This is a genomic window from Geomonas silvestris (assembly GCF_014193515.1).
In the GTDB taxonomy this organism is placed as follows: domain Bacteria; phylum Desulfobacterota; class Desulfuromonadia; order Geobacterales; family Geobacteraceae; genus Geomonas; species Geomonas silvestris.
Genome location: NZ_BLXX01000003.1, coordinates 379255 through 401480, shown reverse-complemented (window position 1 = coordinate 401480; position 22226 = coordinate 379255). Strand labels below are relative to the sequence as shown.

Below are 22226 nucleotides of genomic sequence, written 5' to 3'. Positions count from 1 at the left end.
TAGAAAAAATAATAGAGGTTTTACTCTCCAGTGTCAAGCTTGCTTATCCGCTGGCTCAAAGGGTTTGACAGGATCGTTAACATTGTCTACTATCGGTGCTGTTTACATTGGATTCAGCTACTGAAAACAAACCTTTGGCGGTGATAAACATATGGAGCAGCAGTCGATTCAGACTCAGATTAAGAAGCTTCTCAAGGAGCGCAATGCGGTGCTCCTTGCCCATAATTACATGCGGGATGAAGTACAGGAAATTGCCGACATAACCGGCGACTCTCTGGCGCTTTCCATGGAGGCGGCCAAGACTGACGCGGAAGTCATCGTCTTCTGCGGCGTTCACTTCATGGCGGAATCTGCCTCCATCCTCTCCCCCGAAAAGACCGTGCTCCTGCCCCGCCTGGACGCCGGCTGCCCGATGGCCGACATGGTCACCGTCGAGGCGCTGCGCGACCTGAAAAAGAGCCTGCCGGGCGTGCCGGTGGTAACCTACGTGAACTCCTCGGCCGCCGTGAAGGCGGAAAGCGACATCTGCTGCACCTCGGCGAACGCGGTGAAGGTCGTGCAGTCCCTGGAGGACGACGAGATCATCTTCGCCCCGGACCGCAACCTGGGCCGCTACGTCTCCGGCTTCACCAACAAGCGTTTCCACCTCTGGGAAGGGTACTGCCCGACCCACGAGCGGCTGCGCGCCGAAGTGGTGCAGGAACTCAAGCAGAACAACCCCGACGCCCCCTTCGTCTGCCATCCGGAATGCAACCCGCAGGTGGTGGCGCTCGCCGACCACGTTTGCTCCACGACCGGCATGTACGACTACTGCCGCAAAAGCAGCGCCAAGCGCTTCATCATCGGCACCGAGGCCGGGATCCTGTGGCGCCTGAAGCGGGAGAACCCCGAGAAGGAGTTCATCCTCGCCTCGCCGGCCCTGGTCTGCCCCAACATGAAACTGACCTCCCTGGAGGACGTGCTCGAGGCGCTTACCACCATGCAGCCGGTGGTGAAGGTCCCCGAAGAGACCCGGGTTCCCGCCAAGCGCGCCCTGGAGCGCATGCTCGCCATCCCGCGCGACTGACACGCGCTGAACCGGAGCCAACCATGATCCGTCCCTTCAAGGGGATCTCCCCTAAAATCGAGGATTCCGCCTTCATCGCCGAAGGAGCCGTGGTAATCGGCGACGTGACCATCGGCAAGGAAGCGAGCATCTGGTACAACTGCGTGGTGCGCGGCGACGTCAACTTCATAACGATCGGCGACCGGAGCAACATCCAGGATCTCTCGATGCTGCATGTGACCCACAAGAAAAACGCCGAAGACCCCGGTGCCCCGCTGGTAATCGGCAACGACGTGACCGTGGGACACAGCGTGACCCTGCACGGCTGCACCATCGAGGACGGCGCCTTCATCGGGATGCAGGCGATGGTGATGGACAAGGCGGTGGTCGGCAAGGGTGCCCTGGTCGGCGCCCGCGCCCTGGTCACCGAGGGGACCGTCATCCCGCCGGGAACGCTCTGGGTCGGGGCCCCGGCCAAGTACAAGCGCGACCTGACCGAGGCGGAAGTTGCCTGGCTCGCGCGCTCCGCGGGGAACTACGTGAGGTACTCGCGCGAGTATCTCGAGGATCTCGCCGAACAAGTGTAGCGTCTCGCTTCCGATCCACGCATCCCGGGTCCTCCCTTCACAAGGGGAGGGCCCTTTTCGTATCGACCACCCCCAACCAAGGAAGTGTCCCCTTGCAGGCAGATCCCCGGCAGTCCCGTCTCATGGAGGTGTTCGACCTCCTCTTCAAACGCTACGGCGCGCTCAACTGGTGGCCGGCCGAGACCCCCTTCGAGGTCTGCGTCGGCGCCATCCTCACCCAGAACACCAACTGGCTCAACGTGGAGAAGGCGATCCTGAACCTCAGGCGCGAGGGGCTCCTGGTTCCGGAGGCGATCCTGGAGCTGGAGATGGAACGCCTGGCGGAACTGATCCGCCCCAGCGGTTTTTTCAACGTGAAGAGCGTGCGGCTCAAGGAGTTCGTGCGGTGGGTGCTCGAGGGGCACGGCTCGCTGGACGCCGTGTTCGAGGGGGACTGGAGAGAGCTGCGCGAGCGCCTGCTGGCGGTGCGCGGCATCGGGCGGGAGACCTGCGATTCGATCCTGCTCTACGCGGGGGGAAAGCCTTCCTTCGTGGTGGACGCCTACACCAAGCGGCTCTTTTCGCGGCTGGGCCTGGTGCGGGAGACGGACGGCTACGAGGAGGTGCGGGCGCTTTTCATGGAGGCGCTGCCAGCGGAGGTCTACCTGTACAATGAGTACCACGCGCTCATCGTGGAGCACTGCAAGCAGCACTGCCGGAAGAAGCCTTTGTGCGAGGGGTGCCCGCTGAGGGCGGTCTGCCCGTATCCGAAGGTGCACGGGAGGTAAGCCCTCCTTTTTCAAAGGTCATCCGGGGATTCCGGGAAGAGGTTGCTACCCACCTCCTGCTGGCGCACTCGCGTCCCCCCCTTTGCGAAGGGGGGACAGAGGGGATTTGCCTTCGTGAGCACCATGACTCGAAACCTCCCATTAACCTTCTGAACTTAGTACTGCTCTTTTTCAGATCTTTACACCGGACGGAAAAAGCAAATCCCTCCTGTCCTCCCTTCGCAAAGGGAGGAACGTGACGAAGCGGTTTGCGTGACAACGTGCCTGGCAGGTAAGGCACCATTTACCAAATTCTCGGAAGAATCTTTTACGCCCGGGGCTCCTGCAACGCTGGGTGGAAAAGTTTGACGAGGTGGCGGAAGGGATTCACTAGGAAACCCCGCCTCCGCTTCTGGGCAATAAAAAAGGGCGAATTACTATTCGCCCCTACCACTTCATCACCTTTCCAAACGCCCCTCAGTCGCTGGGCGGATAGCTGAAATCCGCCGGCGTGGTGCACTCCTCTTCGCGCGCGTCGCACTTGCCGTGCAAAACGTCCAGAAACTGCTTCAGGATCCTGGCCGTCAGCCCCCAGATCTCGTCCGTACCGTGCATGTAAAAATGCATGGCCCGCCTCTGTCCCTGCCACTGCCAATCCTCGGTCCGGTACACCCCGGGCTTCCCGAAGTGCGAAAGCGGCACCTCGATGATCCGCTCGATCTCGGCGTCGTTCACGGTGAGCTGGTAGCCGGCCGGGAAGATCCCCACCACGGGGGTCACCCGGTAGTTGTGCAGCGAGCGGACGTCGTCCAACTCTCCCAGGACCTCGACGTGCTCGGGACGGATGCCGATCTCCTCCCAGGTCTCGCGCAGCGCGGTGGCCGCCGAATTGATATCCTCGGGCTCGCCGCGACCGCCGGGAAAGGAGATCTCGCCGGAGTGGTGGGTCAGCTGCGAGGTGCGCTTGGTGAAGAGGACGTGGATCTCGTCGTCCTTCAAGAAAAGCGGCACCAGGGCTGCCGCCGGAACCGGCCCCGATTCCATGGGGACCCTTTGGCGCGCAGCGAGCGCGGCTCTCAGGCGCTCCGCTATCGCCGCCGGGTCGCGGTAGACCGCGTCTTCTTGACGCGCGCCCTTACTCAGAGCACCGGCTCCTTGGCCCGTTTCTTCAACTCGGCGATGGTGGCGGCGTAGTCGGGGCTGTTGAAGACCGCGCTCCCCGCCACGAAGACGTCGGCGCCGGCGTGGGCGATCCGGGCGATGTTGTCGACCTTCACCCCGCCGTCCACCTCGAGTTCCGCCTCGATGCCGCGCCGGTCCATGATGGCCCGCAGCGCCTGGATCTTCGGGAGGCACGCCTCGATGAAGGACTGGCCGCCGAAGCCCGGGTTCACGGTCATGAGGAGCACCAGGTCGAGGTCCTCCAGCACGTAGTCGAGCAGGTTCAAGGGGGAGTGCGGGTTCAAGGAGACCCCGGCCTTCTTCCCCAGCGACTTGATGAGCTGCACGGTGCGGTGCAGGTGGTTGGTCGCCTCGGCGTGGACCACGATGATGTCGGCTCCGGCCTTGGCGAAATCCGGGATGTAGAGGTCCGGGTTCTCGATCATCAGGTGCACATCGAGCGGCAGCTTGGTGACCTTGCGCACCGCGTCGACCACCAGCGGACCGATGGTGATGTTGGGGACGAAGTGGCCGTCCATCACGTCGACATGGACGTAATCGGCACCCCCGGCCTCGATGGCGGCGACCTCTTCACCAAGCCGCGCGAAATCTGCAGAAAGTATCGAAGGTGCGATCTTTTTCATGTCAACTCCCGGATTATCTTAAGTAGCGTGTACGTCATGCGAATATGCCGCTGTCGCGGGGGCGCCCCGGCTAGGCCGCTCCCCCGGCAGGTGCTGCGAGGGGAGAGGACAGCCGGCCTCGCTAAGGCGACGGCAGTTACTCGACTTTCCTGAGGCGCGCCGCGAAGAAGCCGTCCATGCCGTCGCGGTGCGGCCAGCTTCTGAAGTAGCCGCGTTCGGTGCAGAGCGGGGCGAACTGCGGGAACAGGGGGCGCAGGTCCTCGGCCTCGAACTCGGGGTGGCGCACCAGGAAGCGATCCACCACCGCCTCGTTCTCGATCACGCTCGTGGAGCAGGTGGCGTAGAGCAGGGTGCCGCCGACCTTCAGGTACTCCGCCAGGTTTTCCAGGATGGCGAACTGGGTCACCGAGAGCTGCTCGAGGTCGCTTGGCTGCTTCCACCACTTCCCCTCGGGGTTGCGCCGGATCACCCCCAGCCCCGAGCAGGGCGCGTCCACCAGGATCCGATCGAACTTCACCTCGCGGATGGCGTTCGACGGGGAGCTGGCGTCCATGGTGAAGGTACGCACGATGCGGATCCCCAGACGATCGCAGGTCTCGCGGATCAGGCGCAGCTTCCTCTGGTTCACGTCGCAGGCGTAGATATCACCCTCGTTCGCCATGAGCTGGGCGATCTGGGTGGTCTTGCCGCCGGGGGCCGCGCAGGCGTCCAGCACCTGGTCCCCTTTCCCGGGGGTCAAAAAGAGCGGCGCCAGCTGGGAGGACTCGTCCTGGACCGTGAAGAGCCCCTCGCCGAAGGCCGCGAGCCGGGTCACGGCGCCGGAGTGGTTCAGCCGGATGCCGTCGGGCGACCAGGCGGTCGGGGTGCAGCTGATGCCGTCGCGCCCCAACCGCTCCATGAGCTGGTCGCGGCCGATGCGCAGGGTGTTGGCGCGGATGGTAAAGGGGGGCGGCTCGGCCATGGCGGTCGCCAGCGCCTCGGCATCCTCGAGCCCCAGCTGCTCGAGCCACTGCGCGGTGAGCCACTGCGGGTGCGAGTAGCGCGCGGCCAGGTACTGCGCCGGCTGCTCTGCAGGATCGGGGTAGCGGATACCGTCGCGGCCGCGGTCGGCGCTGCGCAGGACGGCGTTGATGAACCCCGCGGCGCGCGGCGCCAGCTCCTTGGCGAGGTTCACCGTCTCGTTAACCGCCGCCGAGACCGGGACCCGGTCCAGGAAGAAGGCCTGGTAGATCCCCAGGCGCAACAGCAGGCGGACGTAGAGTTCCAGCTTCTCGGGGCGCTGTTTGGAGAACTGCCCGACGATGTGGTCGAGGGTCGCCTGACGGCGCAAAACGCCGTAGACCAGCTCGGTCAAAAGACCGCGGTCGGCCCCCTTGATCAGTTCCTTGGAGAGCTCGTGGTCGATGAGGATATCGGCGAAGGACCTCTCCTTCTCGATCCTAAGCAGGATGTCGAAGGCGGCGCGACGTGGATTTTTGGTGGACAAGGTGCTTCCTTTTCATGCGGGGAGAAGATCGTGCCGAAGCTGCTTCATTATAAGCATTTCGGGCAAAACTGCAAGCTGATAGGGCACTTGACATGCTTTACAGCAAGGTTAATCTTTCCTTTGGAGCGGTTTAATAAAAAGGAGGGTCTGCCATGATAAGCTGGGAATCGGATATGGCCAGGGCGCTGGCCAGGGCAAAGGCCGAGCAGAAGTGCATCCTGCTGGAATTCTTCAGCCACGAATGCATCGGCTGCAAGCAGATGGATGCGGTCAGCTTTCCGGACGAGTCGGTGGAGAACTTCATCTCCGACCGGATGGTCCCGCTGCGCGTGGAGGTCGCCGCCCGCAACCTCGCCAGTGATTTCCGGGTAGTCTGGACCCCGACCATCATCACCCTGGACTACTACGGCAAAGAGCACCAGCGCACCCTGGGCTTTCTCCCCCCGCAGGAACTGGTCCCCTCCCTCCTGCTGGGGATCGGCAAGGTCGCCCTGGAACAGGACCTGTTCAGCGAGGCGGTCATCCAGTTCAGCACGCTTTTAAACGGCTGCCCGGAAAGCGACGTGGCGGCCGAGGCGGTCTACCTCCGGGGGGTGGCGCGCTACCGGTCGAGCCACGCGGTCGAGGCGCTCAAGGAGGCCCACCGGCAGCTCGCCGCCGAGTACCCGGGGAGCATCTGGACCAAGAAGGCCCAACCCTACACGCTTCTTTAAGTAACGCCGACTAACGGCCGATATACGAAGGGGGAAGGCAACTCGCCGTCCCCCTTCGTGTGTCCGGAGGAGCAAAACCCGGGGTATCTCTTGTAAATGTCTGCCATTTCCTCCATAATCCGGCCGAAAGTCCGAGTACAGTGCGACGCCCTGGCGCTCTCACTGATCATGATCCCTTCCGGAGGGGCAGTGGACCACGTGCTCAACGGTGTGCTCATCTGTTTGCTGTCGCTTCTGGCCCTGCTCTCCGCGGGGCACGCCCTCATCAACAAGCGCGACCCGCGCTCGGCGCTCGGGTGGATCCTCACCTGCCTGGCCATCCCCCTTTTCGGCCCGCTTTTTTACTGGGGCATGGGGGTGAACCGGATCTACAGCCGCGCCAAGCGCTGGCACCGCGAGGCGGGGGAGATTCCGCACTGGCCCGAGCGCGCCAACGCGGTGACGGTCCCGCTCCCCGCCGACCTCGCCTACCTAAAGGAGCTGCGCCGGCTCTCGGACCGGGTGGTCAGCGCCCACCTGATCCCCGGCAACAGCATCACCCCCCTGGAAAACGGCGAAGAGGCCTACCCCGCCATGCTGGCCGCCATCAACGGGGCGACCTCCTCGGTGCACCTGTGCACCTACATCTTCGACGGCGACCGGACCGGGCGGGAATTCACCGAGGCCCTGAGAAAGGCAGCCGGACGCGGCGTCGAGGTGCGGGTCATCGTGGACAGCCTGGGAGAGAAGTACTCGCGCCCCACGGCGAAAAGGCTCCTCAAGGGGTCGCGGGTCCAGTTCCGCAGCTTCCTGCCGCTGCGACCGGGGGGATATCTGAACCTGAGAAACCACCGCAAGATCCTGGTGGTGGACGGCAGGATCGCCTTCACCGGCGGCATGAACATCGGCGACCGCCACCTGGTCAAACGGGACAACCCGCAGGTCATGGACCTGCACTTCAAGGTGGTGGGCCCTGCGGTGGCAGACCTGCAGCGTACCTTCCTGGAGGACTGGCGCTTCGCCAAGGGAGAGCACCTGACCGGGCTGCGCTACTTCCCCGAGCTCCCGGTGCTGGGGAGCGCCCTGGTGCGCGCGGTAAGCGACGGCCCCGACAAGGATTTCCGCAAGCTGAACTGGATCGTCCTCGGGGCGATCTCCTGCGCCCGGCGCCGGGTGCTCATCGTCACCCCGTACTTCATACCGGACCGCCCGCTCATCTCGGCGCTGGTCACCGCGGCACTGCGCGGCGTCGCCATCACCCTGGTACTGCCGGGGAAGAACAACCTCCCCTTCGTACAGTGGGCGAGCTGCACCTACCTTTGGGAGCTGCAGCAAAACGGGGTGCGCATCTTCTCGCAGCCCCCGCCGTTCGTGCATACCAAGTTCATGGTGGTGGACGGCAGCTGGAGCCTGATCGGCAGCGCAAACCTGGACCCCAGGAGCCTCAGGCTCAACTTCGAGTTCAACCTCGAGGTCTACGACCGCAACTTCGCCCACCAGTTGGAGGCCCGGGGCGCCCAGGCAGTGGCCGCCTCGCGCGAGATCACCCAGGCCGAGGTCGACGGCCGCCCCCTTCCGGTCAAGCTGCGCGACGGCGTCGCCAAGCTCTTCTCCCCCTACCTGTGACCGTCTACGACGGTCAATCCCCGCGCCCCCACCCCGGCAGGATCAGGCCGCCCCCTAGAAGGATTGGTTTTTTCCAAAACTGCGCTGGCAATGTCGGCTTTGGCCGCTAGAATTTCCCAGGTGTGCGATGAACCCACAGATCAAGAAGATGGAGAAGCAGGGGCTTTTGGCTCACCGCTAGCCCCGCCACCCGCGCCATGCCCGATACCTATACCCCCCTGGAAAACTACGGAGTGATCGGCAACCAGGAGACCTGCGCCCTGATCGGCAGCGACGGTTCCCTGGACTGGCTCCCCCTCCCCTACCTGGACTCCCCCTCGGCCTGCGCCGCGCTGCTCGACCGGGAGCGCGGCGGGCTCTTCGCGATCACCCCGACGCTCAAGTTCCAGTCCCTGCAGCGCTACCTCCCCAACTCGAACGTCCTGACCACCCAGTTCAGCACGGCCGCCGGCGAATGCACCATCACCGACTTCATGCCGCCGCGCGAGGCGGGGGGCGAGCACCGCATGCTGCTGCGCCGCATCGCGGCCACCCGGCTGGAGACCCGGCTCAAGGTCGTCTTCGCCCCGCGCTTCGACTACGGCAGACAGAAGCCGGAGCTGGTACCGGATGGGACCCGGCTCACGGCGCGCGCCGGAAAGCTCAACCTGATACTTTCCGGCGTGGCGCTCGAGGTGGAGAGCGACGCCGCCGCCCGCGCCGAGCTGAGGCTCAACGAGGGGGAGGAGCTCTGGCTGGTGCTCAGCTGGGCGGATACCGAGAAGCTCCCGACGCCGAAGGAGTGCGGGAAACTGCTGGAGAAGACGCTCTCCTTCTGGACCCGCTGGAGCGAGGCGCACCAGCGCTCCGAGTCGGTGCACCAGGAACTCTGCCACGACCTCGCCATGCGCTCGGGCCTGGCGCTCAAGCTCCTCATGAACCCGGAGTCCGGGGCCATCGCCGCCGCCTGCACCATGGCGCTCCCCGAAACGGTGGGTGGGGTGCGCAACTGGGACTACCGCTTCGCCTGGATCAGGGACGCCTCCTTCACGGCGCAGGCGCTCTTCCACCTGGGGTACGCGCGCGAGGCGGGCCAGTACCGCCGCTGGGTCACCAAGATCCTCCAGGAGCTGCCCGAGGTCTCCAGCCTGAAGCCGTGTTACCGGCTGCACGAGTCGGTGGCACGGGAGGAGGGGTCGCTGGAGGTCCTGGAGGGGTACCGGAACTCGGCGCCGGTCCGGGTGGGGAACCTGGCCTGGCACCAGACCCAGCTGGACATCTTCGGGGAGATGGTGAACACGGTCTTCGAGACCACGCGTTTCGGCGAGGAGATGGGGGCGAAAACCTGGGAGGCGGTCCGGCGCATCTGCGATTTCATCTGCCAGAACTGGGGGAAGAAGGATCGCGGCATCTGGGAGATGCGCACCCCGCCGCGCCACTACCTGCATTCAAAGCTCATGTGCTGGGTCGCGCTGGACCGCGGCTGCGAGATCGCCCGGCGCACCGGTCGCCGCGCACCGGTCGCCGAATGGGAGCGGCAGGCGGGCGAGCTGCGCCGGGCCATCCTGGAGCGCGGCTTCAACGCGAGGCTGAACAGCTTCGTGCAGACCTTCGACTCCGAGGACCTGGACGCGACCGCGTTCCTCATCCCGATCCACCGGTTCCTGGCGCCGGACGACCCCCGGGTGCAGTCGACCATCGATGCGGTCTGGAGCGGGCTCTCGGCGGGCCCCGGCCTTTTGTACCGCTACAGCGCGGACGACGGGATCGCCGGCCGGGAGGGGGCCTTCCTGCTCTGTTCCTTCTGGCTGGTCTATGCCCTGTCGCTGAGCCGGCGCATCGACGAGGCGGAAGCGGTCTTCCGCCAGGCGCTGACGCGGGTGAGCCCCCTGGGGCTTATGTCCGAGGAGGTGGAGCCGGCAACCGGCGAGCAGGTCGGCAACTTCCCGCAGGCGTTAAGCCACATCGGTCTCATAAACGCGGCCCTGCACCTGGGGATCGCCAAAGGGCGCGGCCACCAGGGACCGCCGCCGCAGTCGGAAGGGGAGCGGCCGGGAAGTTCCTGAGCGTCCCCGCCATCCGCCAATCGTTAGAGCTAGCCGTCCAAGCCGTCCAAGCCGCACGCCACTACGAGCCGCTAACCTCCCACCTCCCACCTCCCAACTCCCAGCGGCTGTCGTCCAGCCGTTGCCGCCCGGCCGCTGTCGCCGCGAACTATCTGTTTCCCTGAAGCGAGCCTTCGTTACGGTGAATGCAGTACAGTCTCCATCCTGGTTCTCCTCACCCCGCCCTGGATTAACCTAAACATCCCTCCGGAATTGTCTCAAGGCGTCTTTGGCAATGACACCAAAGCGCAAAAGATTCAAGAACTGTAAGGACCCTCCGATACAGACAGAGGGATGTGCCCAAGGAGGGGGAGCGCTATGAGAGTATTCGACGATTTGAGCGTCGCGAAGAAGTTCATCTTGCTGAACCTGCTGGTGGTCGGCTGTTTCGTCGCCACCATGGGTCAGTCGGTACTGTGGATAAGGCATCTGGCGGGGAACTTCAAGGGGTTCGTCGACAAGGAGCAGGTGGTGGCCTTCGCGCTGAGCGACATGTACGCCCAGGGGCTGCAAAGCGAGCAGGCGACCCGCAACGTGCTGCTCAACCCGACGGACGAAAAGGCGGTGAAGAACTACCAGGCGGCGCTGGAACAGTTCGACAAGGCCTACCAGAGCGCCTCCGTCGTGGCAGACCCGGCGGTCAAGGAATCCCTCTCCGCGATGCTTCCGGTGTGGCAGGAGGGGGATCGACTGAAACGCGAGGTGCAGACCCTGGCCCGCTCCGGCAAGGGTGCCGAGGCGCTCGAACTTCTGACCAAACAGGAGACCCCCAAGTGGCGCGACTGCAAGGACAAGCTGCTGGCGATCTCCGAGAAGGTGAAAAAGCAGATGCTGACCCAGCGCCAGGCGGTGGACGGTTTCACCTCCATGGTCACCTCGCGTTCGGTCCTCATGCTCTGCACGTCGCTCGCCATCATCATCACCCTCTTGTGCTTCTTCTCGCTCAACATGCGCGCCAGCATCGCCGGGATCCTCGAGCGTGTCACCGACATAGCCCAGGGTGAGGGGGACCTGACCAAGCGGGTAGCGGTGAGCGGCCGGGACGAGATCGGCGAGGTCGGGCTGCAGTTCAACCTGTTCCTCGACAAGTTGCACGGCATCATCGACCGGGTGGCGGAGAACACGAAGGCGGTGGCACTGGCAGCCGAAGGGATCAACCAGGTGGCCTGCTCCATGGCCCAAAGCTCCGAAGAGGTCGCGGCGCAGGCCTCGACGGTCGCCACCGCGAGCGAGGAGATGGCGAGCACCTCCGCCGACATCGCGCGCAACTGCGGCAGCGCGGCCCAGGGCTCCAGCGAGGCGAGCGACTCGGCGCGCATGGGGGGCTCGGTGATCGCCGAAACGGTGCAGGGGATGCAGCTCATCGCCGACCGGGTCAACGAGTCCGCCAAGACCATCGAGAGCCTGGGAGCGCGCAGCGACCAGATCGGCGCCATCGTGAGCACCATCGAGGACATCGCCGACCAGACCAACCTTTTGGCCCTGAACGCGGCGATCGAGGCGGCCCGGGCCGGCGAACAGGGGCGGGGGTTTGCCGTGGTGGCCGACGAGGTGCGCGCCCTGGCCGAGCGGACCGCCAAGGCCACCCGGGAGATCGGAGCCATGATCAGCGCCGTGCAGCGCGAGACCAAGGACGCTGTGCTCTTCATGGCACAGGGGGTGAGCGAGGTGGAGAGGCGGGCCCAGGATGCCGCGCGCTCGGGGGAGGTGCTCAACGAGATCATCGCCCAGATCACCGAGGTCACCGGCCAGGTCACCCAGATCGCCACGGCCGCCGAGGAGCAGACCGCGACCACCAACGAGATCAGCAGCAACGTGCAGCAGATGACCCAGGCGGTGCAACTGAGCGCCCAGTCGGCCCAGCAGTCGGCGGAGGGTTCGGTGCAGCTGGCGGGGCTCGCCCACAGCCTCCAGCAAACCGTGGGGCAGTTCAAGCTCTAGCGCCGAGCACAAAACGGCGCGGGCCCGGGACTTCCCTGTCCCGGGCCCCGCGCCAAAACCGTGCCGGCACCGCTTCAGGAAAGCGCCCAGTCCGCCAGCAGCCCCGCGTGCAGCGCGGTGGTGTCGAAAAGCGGCACCGGTGCAGCGGCCTGATCGAGCAGGAGCGGGATCTCGGTGCACCCGAGCACCACCCCCTGCGCCCCGCGGGAGGCGAGCCTCTCGACGATCCCCTCGAAGGCCAGGCGCGAGGCCTCCTTGATCTCGCCCAGGCAGAGCTCGCCGTAGATCACCTGGTGCACCAGCTCGCGCTCCTCCGGCTCGGGGACCAGCACCTCGATCCCGAAGCGCTCCTTGAGCCGCCCCTTGTAGAACTCCTGCTCCATGGTGAAGCGGGTCCCCAAGAGGCCGACCCGTGTCAGTCCCGCGGCGCGGATCGCCCGGGCAGTGGCGTCGGCTATGTGCAGGAGGGGGACCTCAAGAGCCGCCTCCAGGGCGGGCGCCACCTTGTGCATCGTGTTGGTGCAGATGGCGACGCACTCCGCGCCGGCCCCCTGAAGCCTGAGCCCCGCCTCGACCAGAAACCTCCCCGCCGCGTCCCAGTCCCCCTCGCGCTGCAGCGCCTCGATCTCGGCGAAGTCCACGCTTAAGAGCAGGATCTTTGCCGAATGGAGCCCGCCCAGCCGCTCTTTAGCCGCCTGGTTCAGGTGCCGGTAGTAGGGAATGGTCGATTCCCAGCTCATCCCTCCGATAAGTCCCACGGTCTTCATGCGTGTTCTCCCCCTTGGATTGCCGGCCCCTGAAGGCCCCGTTTGTGCCGCATATGCCCCCGAACCGGCAACCTGTCAAGGCACAGTCGGCACGGGTACAGTCCCTAGCGCCCCCCTGGCGCGGAGAGCGCCAGTGTGAGCCGGACCCCGCCGGAGTGCTCCTGACCCGCCACCACAACCGACAGCGCCGCATCCTCGAGCGCCTCCAGCACCACGAGCCGGGCCCCTCCCAAGGGGAGGCGGGAGCCTGCGCTGAGGCAGTAATCCCGAGAGTCCCCCTCCTTGGTGAGCCAGACCCGCCCCGATTTGACCCAGACCGACTCCAGCCGGGCCTTCCCTATCAGGGTGAGCACTTCCTTGTTCTTGAGCAGGTAGTTCATGGGACCTCCTCCGGAAAAAAGCGCTTCCGGTAGCCGACGGGGCTCACCCCCATCTGCTTTTGAAAGCTGCGCCTGAACTGCTCGGCGCAGCTGAAACCGCTTTGTTGCGCCACGCAGCCGATCGGGAGCTCGCCCCGCTCCAGGAGGGCGATGGCCCGCTCCAGGCGCAACTGCTCCAGGTAGCGTGCGGGCGTCGTGCCGGTCTCCCGGGCGAAGACCCGGGCGAAGTTGCGTGGGCTCATGGCGGCCAGCTGCGCCAGCTCCTGCACGGTGTACTGGCGCGCCGGCTGCTCCCGCAAACGCGCCAAGAGCCCCGCCAGGGCTCCCCCCTCCACCATCTGGGCCCGCAGCTGGGTACTGAACTGCGCCTGCCCTCCCGGGCGCTTCAGGTACATCACCAGGCGTCGCGCCACCGCGAGGGCCAGGGCCCGGCCGAAGTCCTCTTCCACCAGGGCAAGCGACAGGTCGATCCCGGCGGTCACCCCGGCAGAGGTGGCAACCGCCCCGTCCCGCACGTAGATGGCGTCCCCTTCCACGCTCACCCCGGGATACGACGCCTCCAGCCGCTCCAGGTCCATCCAGTGGGTGGTGGCGCGCCGCCCCTCCAGAAGTCCCGCCTCGGCGAGCAGGAAGGCGCCGGTGCAAACCGAGACCACCCGGCGCGCCCGCCGCGGCGCGTCCCGCAGCCAGTTGACCAGGGCCCGGTCGGCGAGCGCCCGGTTCAGCGCCTCGTCCGGGCTCCCCACCACCACGAGGGTATCCAGCGGGGCGGCGAACTCCTGCCAGGCGGCATCGGCTACAAGACGCATCCCGGCCGCAGAAACGAGCGGGCCGGCCTGCTCGGCGAGCAGGACCACCCGGTAGCCGGTCGCACCCAGGCAGCGGTTCAGCATGTTGAACACCTCGACCGGCCCGGTGATATCGAGGAGTTCGGCGCCGTCGTAGGCTACGATCCCGACGGTGCGGGGAACCGGCGCTCCTTTTTTGGTGTGGTCGTTAGTTTTCATGGTGAGATCATCACACACACTCACGGAAGGCGCAATGACAACGAACAAGCAAATACTGCCATTTTTGAAAAGGGACGCTGGCCCTGGCGCCCCCGGTGTGGTAAAGAAGCTGGAGCCGTCCGGCGTTCCAGCCGGCAACCGCCTAGGAGAAGCCATGCCCCTCGAGCAGATGACCGACCAGGAGGTCCTCGCCCTGGTGAACCCGATGATGGACAACCTGATGGAGGCCTCAACCAGGATCGACCACGCCGCCCATACCCGCGACTTCACCGAGCGGATCCGGGCCATCGTTACCCCCGAGCATCTGGAGGCCGTGTGCCGGAAATACCAAGAGGAGAAGGGGTTCTTCGCTTCGCGCGAGCCGGTCGCCGTGGTGCGCCGGCCGGGAGCCGTGGCGGTACTCTGGAGGCAGAAGTTCAGCAAGGTACCGGGCGATTTCGTAGCCGAGGCGCTGGTGGTCGAGCGGGAGGGACGCTACCTCATCGACCACGTCATGGTCTGGTAAGGGGGAGACGACATGCTGTTGCACCTGGATCATCTGAACATCGTGGTGAGCAGCCTCGAGGAGGCGACCCGCTTCTTCCTGCTGCTCGGCTTTAGGGAAGGGATCGCGGCCCCGCTCGACTCGGGGTTTCTCGGGCGGGTGACCGGCATCCCCGGGGCGAACGGGCGGTTTTGCGCCCTGCACCACCCCGGATCGCAGCTCTCCATCGAACTCCTCGAGTTCGCCGACGGCCCCGCGCCGGAAGCCGGCATCGGCGAGGCGAACCGGATCGGGCTGCGCCACCTGGCCTTCGCCGTCGACGATATCGACGCCGAGGTGGCACGGCTGACGGCGGCCGGCGTGACCTTCCTGTCACCGGTGCAGACCTGGAAGACGACCGGCAAAAAGCTCGTGTACTTCCTGGGGCCCGACGGCATCCTCCTGGAGCTCGCCCAGTACCCGAAGCATCCGGAGGCGGTATGAGCGCCCTCGGCTCGTGGCTCTTGCGGCTCTTCGGCAAGCCGGCTCCGCTCCCCGGCGAGCCGGTGCGGGACTTCGAGGTGGAGCGCTACCTGGGAACCTGGTACGAGGTGGCGCGGCTGGACCACCCTTTCGAGCGGGGGCTCAGCAACGTGACGGCCGAGTACACCCTGCGTCCGGACGGCAGGCTGCGCGTGGTGAACCGGGGGTACGCCGACCGGGAGCGGCGCTGGAAGGAGGCGGTGGGGAAGGCCTATCTCGCCGGCGCGCCCGATGAGGGGTACCTCAAGGTCTCCTTTTTCGGCCCCTTCTACGGCTCCTACCTGGTGCTCGAGCTCGACCGCGAAAACTACCGTTACGCCCTGGTCGGTGGGCCGAACACCGACTACCTCTGGATCCTCTCCCGCACCCCGTACCTCGAGGTCCCGGTGCTGCAGCGGCTGGTACAGCGCGCCGCGGCGCTCGGCTTTGCCACCAGCGGGTTGATCCGGGTGCGCCACGACCAGGCCCCCTGAAATTCAGGCAGCGCGGCTCCAACACAGCTACCAGCGCGTTTAGATTGCACCCAAAGAAAAGCCCCACCGAACTGGATCCGGTGGGGCTTTTGTGCGTCTGCAGCGCCTGGCTAGCGCCGCGCGCTGCCGGGGGCTGCCGTTGCCGCGACGGCCGGCGGTGTCCCCTGCCGCTTGCGGTTCAGGAACATGCGCACCGCGAGGTAGACCACCGGGAGGATGCCGACGATGAACAGGACGTCGCCGGGAAGGCGCAGCCATTCAAAGATGCGCACCAGGTACTGCTGGTAGAACTCCGGCTGGCGCCCCTGCCAGTAGGAGGTGGCGAGGATCTGGTTCAGCTGGATGAGCCCGACCGGGAAAAGGTTCACAAAGAGCATCCAGGCAAGCCCCAGATTGGTACACCAAAAGGCCCAGGCCATGGCGCGGTCCCCCGACTTGTCCAGCGGAAGGAAGTAGCGCGCCACGAACATGAAAAAGGCCAGGGAGAGCATCCCGTAGACCCCCATCATGGCCCCGTGGCCGTGGTTCGCGGTCCACTGGGTGCCGATCTCGTAGTAGCTCACGATGGGGAGGTTGATCAAGAAGCCGAAGACCCCGGCGCCCAGGAAGTTCCAGAAACCGACGGCGATCAGGAACATGACCGCCCACTTGTGCGGGAATACCGCCCCGGTGGTGCTCAGCATGGAGCTCCCGGTCGGCGCGCCGAGCCTCATGAACTTCCAGGCCTCGTAGGTCAAAAGCAGCAGCGGGATCACCTCGAGCGCCGAGAAGCAGGCCCCCAGGGCCATGTGGATCTCCGGGGTGCCCGAGAAGTAGAGGTGGTGCATGGTCCCGACCACCCCGCCTATCGAGTAGAGGATGATGTCCAGGTAGATGATGGTGGTTGCAGCCTTCGCCCGCACCACGCCGAGCAGCAGGAATACGTAGGCGACCATGATGGTGGTGAAGAGTTCCAGGAAGTCTTCGACCCAAAGGTGCACCACCCAAAAACGCCAGAACTCGATCTGCACGAAGCTGGTGCCGCGCCCGTAGAGCATCCCCGCGGCGTAGAAGAGCGGGATAGAGATCGCGGAGTAGATGAAGAGCCAGGGCATGTTACCCGGGTGCTCCCCCTTGAGCCGTTCGGCCATGCCGCGCACCAGGATCACCAGCCAGATCACCATCCCGAGGGTGAGCAGGATCTGCCAGAACCTCCCCAGGTCGAGGTATTCCCACCCCTGCGAGCCGATCCAGAACCAGGGGCCGTTGGTGGGGATCATGCCGAGCAGGCTGGCGCCCTCCCCCCCCAGGCTCCCGAGCACCACGACGACCAGGGCCCCCAAAAGGATCAGGGCAAGCTTGTCCTGGTGGCGCGGCTCCTTCCCCGCGATGAACGGGGTGAGGAAGATCCCCATGGCGAGGAAGCTCGAGGCGACGAAGAACAGGGCGAGCTGCACGTGCCACATGCGCGAGAGGTTGTAGGGGAGCATGTCCCCCAGGGGGAGGCCGTAGAACCCGGAGCTCTCCACGTGGTAGTGCGCGTTCACCCCGCCCAGGAGCCCCTGCAGGAGGAACAGCCCGGACACCACCAGGAAGTACCAGGCCACGGTGCGCTGCGAGGGGGTAAGCGGCACCTCCTCGGGGGGAGGGCCGGCGGCTGCGTAGTCGTCGGCGCTGTGCCAGCCGAGCCACTCGTAGCGCCCGAACACGAAGAGGATGAGCCCGGTACCGCAGAGGAGCCCCACCACGCTCAGGACGCTCCACATGAGCGCCCCCGGCGTGGGGGTGTTGCCGGCCAGGTCGTCGGGTGGCCAGTTGTTGGTGTAGGAGTGGTTGGTGTAGGGGCGCTGGGCTGCGGTCACCCAGGCGGCCCAGGAGAAGTAGGAGGTGAGCTGGCGCACCTCCTCGGGGTTGGAGAGGTAGGGGCGCCTGAGCCCCTGTTGCTGCTGCTGGGGGCCGAACCAGTCCCGGTAGTAGCCGATCATGTCACGGTAAGCGCTGGCCTGGGCCGGCGTGTAGATCAGGTCACCCATGTTGGGGTTATAGGCGTTCTGCTTGGCCTCGCTGCGCACCCGATCGGCAGCGGCTGCCCGCGGCACCCCTTGCAGCGAGTAGAAGATGAGCGCCTTCTCCCCCGCCGTGCGCAGGTACTGCGCCGTGAAGTCCGGCCCCAGGTAGGCCCCGTGGCCGAACAGGGTGCCGTACTGCATGAGCCCGTACCTCTGGAACAGCTGCTGCCCGGCCATGATGTCCCCCTTGGTGAAGAGGACGGTTCCGTCGGCGGAGCGGACCTCACGGGGCACGGGGGGCTTGTCGCTCACGTTGCGCAGGGCCAGGTAGCCCAGGATCGAAAAGCCGACCAGGAACGTCACCACGGCCGTCAGGAGCCAGCCAGGTGCGAGGATCATGTCACGTCGAGTCGTCTGCATGAAAGCCTCCTTGGGTGAAAGTTCAGCAGATAAGATAGATTACATTTACCCAATGTCAAAGAAACGGACGAGTTTTTGCCACATCCCTGACGGAGCCATTCCACCGCACCTACCGACCGGGCTGGAAATCCTACAACTCCGGATTATTTCTGGATGAGCGAGGAGAATTGCGCCTGAAGCGGCTGCGAAAAACTGGCACTGACCGGTGCGCCGTTGACAGTAGAGACTGGAGGTATCGGGAAGCGTAAGATTTTGATAGAGAAAATCACTTGCAAAGAGCACAGGACTACCTATAATCACTCTATACGTCACTTACTTCCACAAGCGGAGGCACGTCATGAAAGGAATCGCTCTTAAAATAACACTCGTGATCGCAGCTTCCCTGATCTCGGCGCTGCCGGTTCTGGCAGCGGATATGGGAAGCGGGACGATGGGACAGGATCGGCAAAGCGGCAAGGACGAATGCCTGCTGATGGCCCGAAACTGCGGCGACCAGGCCGATACCATCCAGCAGAGAATCCAGCGGATCAACCGCGAGCTCGGCAAGGGGAGCTCCGTCTACAGCAACGACGAGCTGAGGCGCCTGCAGAACCAGCTCGATGACGCGAACCACCTGATGGAGATCCTTAACGAAAACAGCGGCGCCTGATCCCCCCCAGGGAGGGCCGCTCACCGGGGGCCTGCAGCGTGCAGGCCCTCTTTTTTTGCCCGGCTGCGCCACCCCGCGGTTTTCCCGCAGAAACTCCTTAATTTTACATGCGTTCTGCCGATAAGGTCCCCACGTTACGTCATCTACCCGAGGGGAGCCATGCCTGAGCCACGCATCCTGGTCGTCGACGACCAGCAAATCATCCTCTTCCTTTTGGAGACCCACCTGCGCCAGGGGGGATACCACCCGCTGCTGGCCGCCAGCGGCCGGGAGGCGCTCGCCCTTTTGGAGGAGCAGCCGGTCGACCTGATGATCACCGACCTGATCATGCCCGAGATGGGGGGGCTGGAGCTCATGGAGCGGGTGCGCGAGCGCTTCCCGGAACTTCCCATCATCGTCATCACCACCAACGGCAGCGTCGAGGGGGCCGTCGAGGCGATGCGCCGCGGCGCCTACGACTACGTCGAGAAGCCCTACAACCCCGACGACCTGCACCTCACCATCAAGCGCGCCCTGGACTACCACCACGTGGTGCGGGAAAACGAGCAGATCCGCGGCCTGCTCAAGGAGCGTTTCAGCTTCCAGAGCATCGTCACGGCGAACCCTGCCATGAAGGAGGTGCTCAGGCTCGCCTCCAAGGTGGTCCCGGCCCGGCAGACCACGGTCGCCATCTACGGGGAGAGCGGCACCGGCAAGGAGGTGCTGGCCCGGGCCATCCACTTCGCCGGCAAGGGGCTCCCCAACTCCTTCGTGGCGGTGAACTGCGCCGCCATCCCGGACCACCTCCTGGAGAGCGAGCTCTTCGGCCACCTGCGCGGCTCCTTCACCGGCGCCGACCGCGACCGGGAGGGGAAGTTCAGCCTGGCCCGCGGCGGTACGCTGCTTTTGGACGAGATCGGCGACATGCCCCTTGCCCTGCAGACCAAGCTCTTGCGGGTACTGCAGGAGCGGGTGTTCGAGAGAATCGGCTCCAACGAACAGATCGGCGCGACCTGTCGGGTCATCGTGGCCACCAACCGCAACCTCCAGGAACTGGTCGCCGCAGGTAAGTTCCGCGAGGACCTCTACCACCGGATCAACGTGTTCCCCCTGACGCTCCCCCCCCTGCGCGAGCGCCCCGAGGACATCCCGATCCTGTGCGAGCACGTCTTCGAGCAGTTGCGCCAGCACCTCGGGAAGCCCCTGGCCGGCATCTCCGAGAGCGCCCTGCGGCTGCTTATGGAGTACCCCTGGCCGGGGAACGTGCGCGAACTGCGCAACTTCCTGGAGCGCGCCGCCATCCTCACCGAGGACGGCGAGATCAAGCCGGAGCAGGTCACCTGGGCCGGCCAGGGTTCCGCGGTGCCTCCCCGGTCGAGCGCCCCCGCCGCGGTGCAGCTCGACTCGGATTCCGTGAGCTACACGCTCACCCTGCCGCGTGCGGAGCTCTCGCTGGAGGCGCTCAACGAGCGGATCCTGGCGCTCACCCTGGAGCGCTGCGGCGGCAACAAGTCCAAGGCCTCCCAGATGCTCAAGATCGGCCGGAAGGCCTTCTACCGCTAGCCGAAGCGTTTCCCCCACCCTCTTTGCCCGAACCTTATCCCCGTGCCGCCACCCCGGCTGGCGCTGCCGGCCGCTCGGCGCTGCCGGCCGCGCCGGCTCCGATCCCGGCAGCTCCGCCCCGAAAAGATGTGCCCACCAGGCACAACTGTTCCCGGCTGACCCACCAAGCTGCAGCCCCATGCGACTAACTCACCGATTTCGCAGGAACCCCCTTTCCGGCATACCCGATGCTACTTTACGGGTGTACGGCAAAGACGTCGTACCCAAACGACACACACCTGGGGGAATACCACCATGAAAGCCTTTAATAATCTCAAAGTCGGAACCAAATTGATCGCCGGGTTCATACTGGTCGCACTGGTCGCAACGGCGGTCGGAGCGGTCGGCATCAGTAAGATTAAGCAGATCGACGCAGCAGACACCAAGCTCTACGAGAAAGTGACCGTACCGCTCAGCGACCTGGCCACCATGGCGGTTATGTTCCAGCGCATCCGGATCAACCTGCGCGACGCCATCGAAACCGACAACCCGGCCGAACGTGCCAACTACGTCACCACCATCGGAAAGCTGCGTCAGCAGATCTCGGATAAATCGGACCAGTTCGAGAAGAACATCATCAGCAACGAGGGGCGCAGCACCTTCAAGGAGTACCGCACGGCCCGCGCCGGCTACATAACCATGAGCGAGCAGGTGCTCTCCCTGGCCCAGGCGGGGCGCAAGGCCGAGGCCCAGGCACTGCTCAAAGGCAACGCCAAGCAAGCTGCCGTGAAAACCCAGGAACTCCTGGACAAACTGCTGCTCTCAAAGGAGGAGCAGGGGAAACTCACCTCGCAGGAAAACGCCCGGGTCGCCTACCGCGCCAGCACCGTGATGGTCGTCCTGGTGGTGCTGGGAGCGCTCCTAGCGGTGGGACTTGGCCTCGTCATCGCCCGCACCATCACCGTGCCGCTGGGCCAGGCGGTCCAGGTGGCAAACCGGCTCGCCCAAGGCGATCTCACTGCCACCGTCGAGGTCGGCAGCAACGACGAGACCGGCCAGCTCATGAAGGCTCTGAACGAGATGGTGCAAAGCCTCAGGAACCTGGTGGCCCAGACGGTACAGATCTCGTCCAGCATCGCCTCGGCCTCCACCCAGCTGCACGCCACCAGCGACCAGATCGCCACCGGCGCGGAAGAGGTTGCCGCGCAGGTCGGCTCGGTAGCCACCGCCAGTGAAGAGATGGCGGCCACCAGCGCCGACATCGCGCACAACTGCACCATGGCGGCCGACGCCTCCAGGAAATCGACCGAGTCCGCGACCAGCGGCGCGGGCATCGTCCAGGAAACCATCGCCGGAATGAGCATGATCGCCGAGCGGGTGCGTCAGACCTCGAACACCGTGCAGGCGCTGGGGACCAGTTCCCAGCAGATCGGCGAGATCGTGGGGACCATCGAGGACATCGCGGACCAGACGAACCTCCTGGCACTGAACGCGGCGATCGAGGCCGCCCGCGCCGGGGACCAGGGACGCGGCTTCGCGGTCGTAGCCGACGAGGTGCGCAACCTCGCCGAGCGGACCACCAAGGCCACCAAGGAGATCGCCGGGATGATCAGGTCCATCCAGAAGGAGACCGCCGCCGCCGTCGCCGCCATGGAGGAAGGGGTACGCGAGGTGGAGAAGGGGAGCGCCGCCGCCCAGCGTTCCGGTTCCGCCCTGGAGGACATCCTGAACCGGATCAACGAGGCGACCCTCCAGGTGAGCCAGATCGCCACCGCAGCCGAAGAGCAGACCGCGACCACCGGCGAAGTGACCGGCAACATCCAGCAGATCACCGAGGTGGTGGTGCAGACCGCCAGGGGAGCCGAAGAGACCGCCGACGCCGCCGCACAGCTTGCGGCCCAGGCAACCGGCCTGCAGTCCCTGGTCGGCCGCTTCCGCCTCACCGCCTGAGTAAGGCCCGAGCCGCACCAGTGGGGCCGGCAAGCGAACCGGCCCCGCCCGCA

General features: G+C 65.4%; 20 protein-coding genes. 13 read left to right on the top strand and 7 right to left on the bottom strand.

The annotated features are described in order from the left end of the window. Positions 1 to 151 precede the first annotated feature (151 nt). From nadA to GMST_RS08070, 3 genes are all read left to right on the top strand, one after another. Positions 152 to 1066, top strand: a complete 915-nt coding sequence (nadA, locus tag GMST_RS08080) for a quinolinate synthase NadA (RefSeq protein WP_183354123.1) — start codon at positions 152 to 154, stop codon at positions 1064 to 1066. A 23-nt stretch (positions 1067 to 1089) separates the two neighbouring features. Further along, positions 1090 to 1632 (top strand): gamma carbonic anhydrase family protein, encoded by a 543-nt coding sequence (locus GMST_RS08075; protein ID WP_183354122.1) that lies wholly within the window; start codon positions 1090 to 1092, stop codon positions 1630 to 1632. 122 nt (positions 1633 to 1754) lie between these two features. Next, the gene (locus GMST_RS08070) at positions 1755 to 2399 is read left to right on the top strand and encodes an endonuclease III domain-containing protein (protein ID WP_183354145.1); all 645 of its coding nucleotides are present in this window, start codon (positions 1755 to 1757) and stop codon (positions 2397 to 2399) included. Between the two features lie 456 nt (positions 2400 to 2855). Here GMST_RS08070 and GMST_RS08065 read toward each other — a convergent pair whose 3' ends face one another. The 3 genes from GMST_RS08065 to rsmB form a co-directional block, all read right to left on the bottom strand. Continuing rightward, positions 2856 to 3422, bottom strand: a complete 567-nt coding sequence (locus GMST_RS08065) for an NUDIX hydrolase (RefSeq protein WP_183354121.1) — start codon at positions 3420 to 3422, stop codon at positions 2856 to 2858. Positions 3423 to 3517: 95 nt separating this feature from the next. After that, positions 3518 to 4183 carry a ribulose-phosphate 3-epimerase gene (gene rpe / locus GMST_RS08060; protein ID WP_183354120.1) on the bottom strand — a complete coding sequence of 222 codons (666 nt, stop codon included), beginning with the start codon at positions 4181 to 4183 and terminating at the stop codon, positions 3518 to 3520. Positions 4184 to 4319: 136 nt separating this feature from the next. Continuing rightward, entirely contained in the window at positions 4320 to 5669 is a 1350-nt protein-coding gene (gene rsmB, locus GMST_RS08055; protein ID WP_183354119.1) for a 16S rRNA (cytosine(967)-C(5))-methyltransferase RsmB, read from the bottom strand. A gap of 152 nt (positions 5670 to 5821) precedes the next feature. On the opposite strand from rsmB, the gene GMST_RS08050 reads away from it, so the two are divergent. From GMST_RS08050 to GMST_RS08035, 4 genes are all read left to right on the top strand, one after another. Further along, positions 5822 to 6382 carry a thioredoxin family protein gene (locus tag GMST_RS08050; RefSeq protein WP_183354118.1) on the top strand — a complete coding sequence of 187 codons (561 nt, stop codon included), beginning with the start codon at positions 5822 to 5824 and terminating at the stop codon, positions 6380 to 6382. 189 nt (positions 6383 to 6571) lie between these two features. Then, positions 6572 to 7987 (top strand): cardiolipin synthase, encoded by a 1416-nt coding sequence (gene cls / locus GMST_RS08045; protein ID WP_246399286.1) that lies wholly within the window; start codon positions 6572 to 6574, stop codon positions 7985 to 7987. Positions 7988 to 8184: 197 nt separating this feature from the next. Next, positions 8185 to 10032, top strand: coding sequence for a glycoside hydrolase family 15 protein (locus GMST_RS08040; RefSeq protein ID WP_183354117.1), 1848 nt, complete (start codon positions 8185 to 8187; stop codon positions 10030 to 10032). 357 nt (positions 10033 to 10389) lie between these two features. Beyond that, the gene (locus tag GMST_RS08035) at positions 10390 to 12012 is read left to right on the top strand and encodes a methyl-accepting chemotaxis protein (RefSeq protein ID WP_183354116.1); all 1623 of its coding nucleotides are present in this window, start codon (positions 10390 to 10392) and stop codon (positions 12010 to 12012) included. Between the two features lie 74 nt (positions 12013 to 12086). On the opposite strand, the gene GMST_RS08030 is transcribed toward GMST_RS08035, so the two are convergent. The 3 genes from GMST_RS08030 to GMST_RS08020 all read right to left on the bottom strand — a co-directional run bounded on the left by GMST_RS08030 (position 12087) and on the right by GMST_RS08020 (position 14166). Continuing rightward, the gene (locus tag GMST_RS08030) at positions 12087 to 12779 is read right to left on the bottom strand and encodes an aspartate/glutamate racemase family protein (protein ID WP_183354115.1); all 693 of its coding nucleotides are present in this window, start codon (positions 12777 to 12779) and stop codon (positions 12087 to 12089) included. Between the two features lie 104 nt (positions 12780 to 12883). Continuing rightward, a complete protein-coding gene (locus GMST_RS08025; protein ID WP_183354114.1) occupies positions 12884 to 13159 on the bottom strand; it encodes a DUF2917 domain-containing protein in 276 nt (91 codons plus the stop codon). Next, positions 13156 to 14166: a GlxA family transcriptional regulator gene (locus GMST_RS08020; protein WP_183354113.1), complete on the bottom strand. Its 1011-nt coding sequence runs from the start codon at positions 14164 to 14166 to the stop codon at positions 13156 to 13158. The genes GMST_RS08025 and GMST_RS08020 overlap by 4 nt, the downstream gene beginning before the upstream one ends. Positions 14167 to 14320: 154 nt before the next feature. Here GMST_RS08020 and GMST_RS08015 point away from each other — a divergent pair, with 154 nt between their 5' ends. The 3 genes from GMST_RS08015 to GMST_RS08005 are packed head-to-tail and all read left to right on the top strand — an operon-like array spanning position 14321 to position 15645. After that, positions 14321 to 14671 (top strand): hypothetical protein, encoded by a 351-nt coding sequence (locus GMST_RS08015; protein ID WP_183354112.1) that lies wholly within the window; start codon positions 14321 to 14323, stop codon positions 14669 to 14671. A 12-nt stretch (positions 14672 to 14683) separates the two neighbouring features. Next, on the top strand, positions 14684 to 15133 hold the full coding sequence (locus tag GMST_RS08010; RefSeq protein ID WP_183354111.1) for a VOC family protein: 450 nt from the start codon (positions 14684 to 14686) through the stop codon (positions 15131 to 15133). After that, positions 15130 to 15645 (top strand): lipocalin family protein, encoded by a 516-nt coding sequence (locus GMST_RS08005; protein ID WP_183354110.1) that lies wholly within the window; start codon positions 15130 to 15132, stop codon positions 15643 to 15645. The genes GMST_RS08010 and GMST_RS08005 overlap by 4 nt, the downstream gene beginning before the upstream one ends. A 110-nt stretch (positions 15646 to 15755) precedes the next feature. Here GMST_RS08005 and GMST_RS08000 read toward each other — a convergent pair whose 3' ends face one another. Continuing rightward, complete coding sequence (locus GMST_RS08000) at positions 15756 to 18053, bottom strand: nitric-oxide reductase large subunit (RefSeq protein ID WP_183354109.1); 2298 nt, start codon at positions 18051 to 18053, stop codon at positions 15756 to 15758. Positions 18054 to 18390: 337 nt separating this feature from the next. Here GMST_RS08000 and GMST_RS07995 point away from each other — a divergent pair, with 337 nt between their 5' ends. The 3 genes from GMST_RS07995 (at position 18391) to GMST_RS07985 (ending at position 22173) form a co-directional block, all read left to right on the top strand. Further along, a complete protein-coding gene (locus GMST_RS07995; protein WP_183354108.1) occupies positions 18391 to 18702 on the top strand; it encodes a hypothetical protein in 312 nt (103 codons plus the stop codon). A 159-nt stretch (positions 18703 to 18861) separates the two neighbouring features. Continuing rightward, positions 18862 to 20244, top strand: coding sequence for a sigma-54-dependent transcriptional regulator (locus tag GMST_RS07990; protein ID WP_183354107.1), 1383 nt, complete (start codon positions 18862 to 18864; stop codon positions 20242 to 20244). Positions 20245 to 20538: 294 nt separating this feature from the next. Beyond that, complete coding sequence (locus GMST_RS07985; RefSeq protein WP_183354106.1) at positions 20539 to 22173, top strand: methyl-accepting chemotaxis protein; 1635 nt, start codon at positions 20539 to 20541, stop codon at positions 22171 to 22173. Positions 22174 to 22226: the final 53 nt, after the last annotated feature.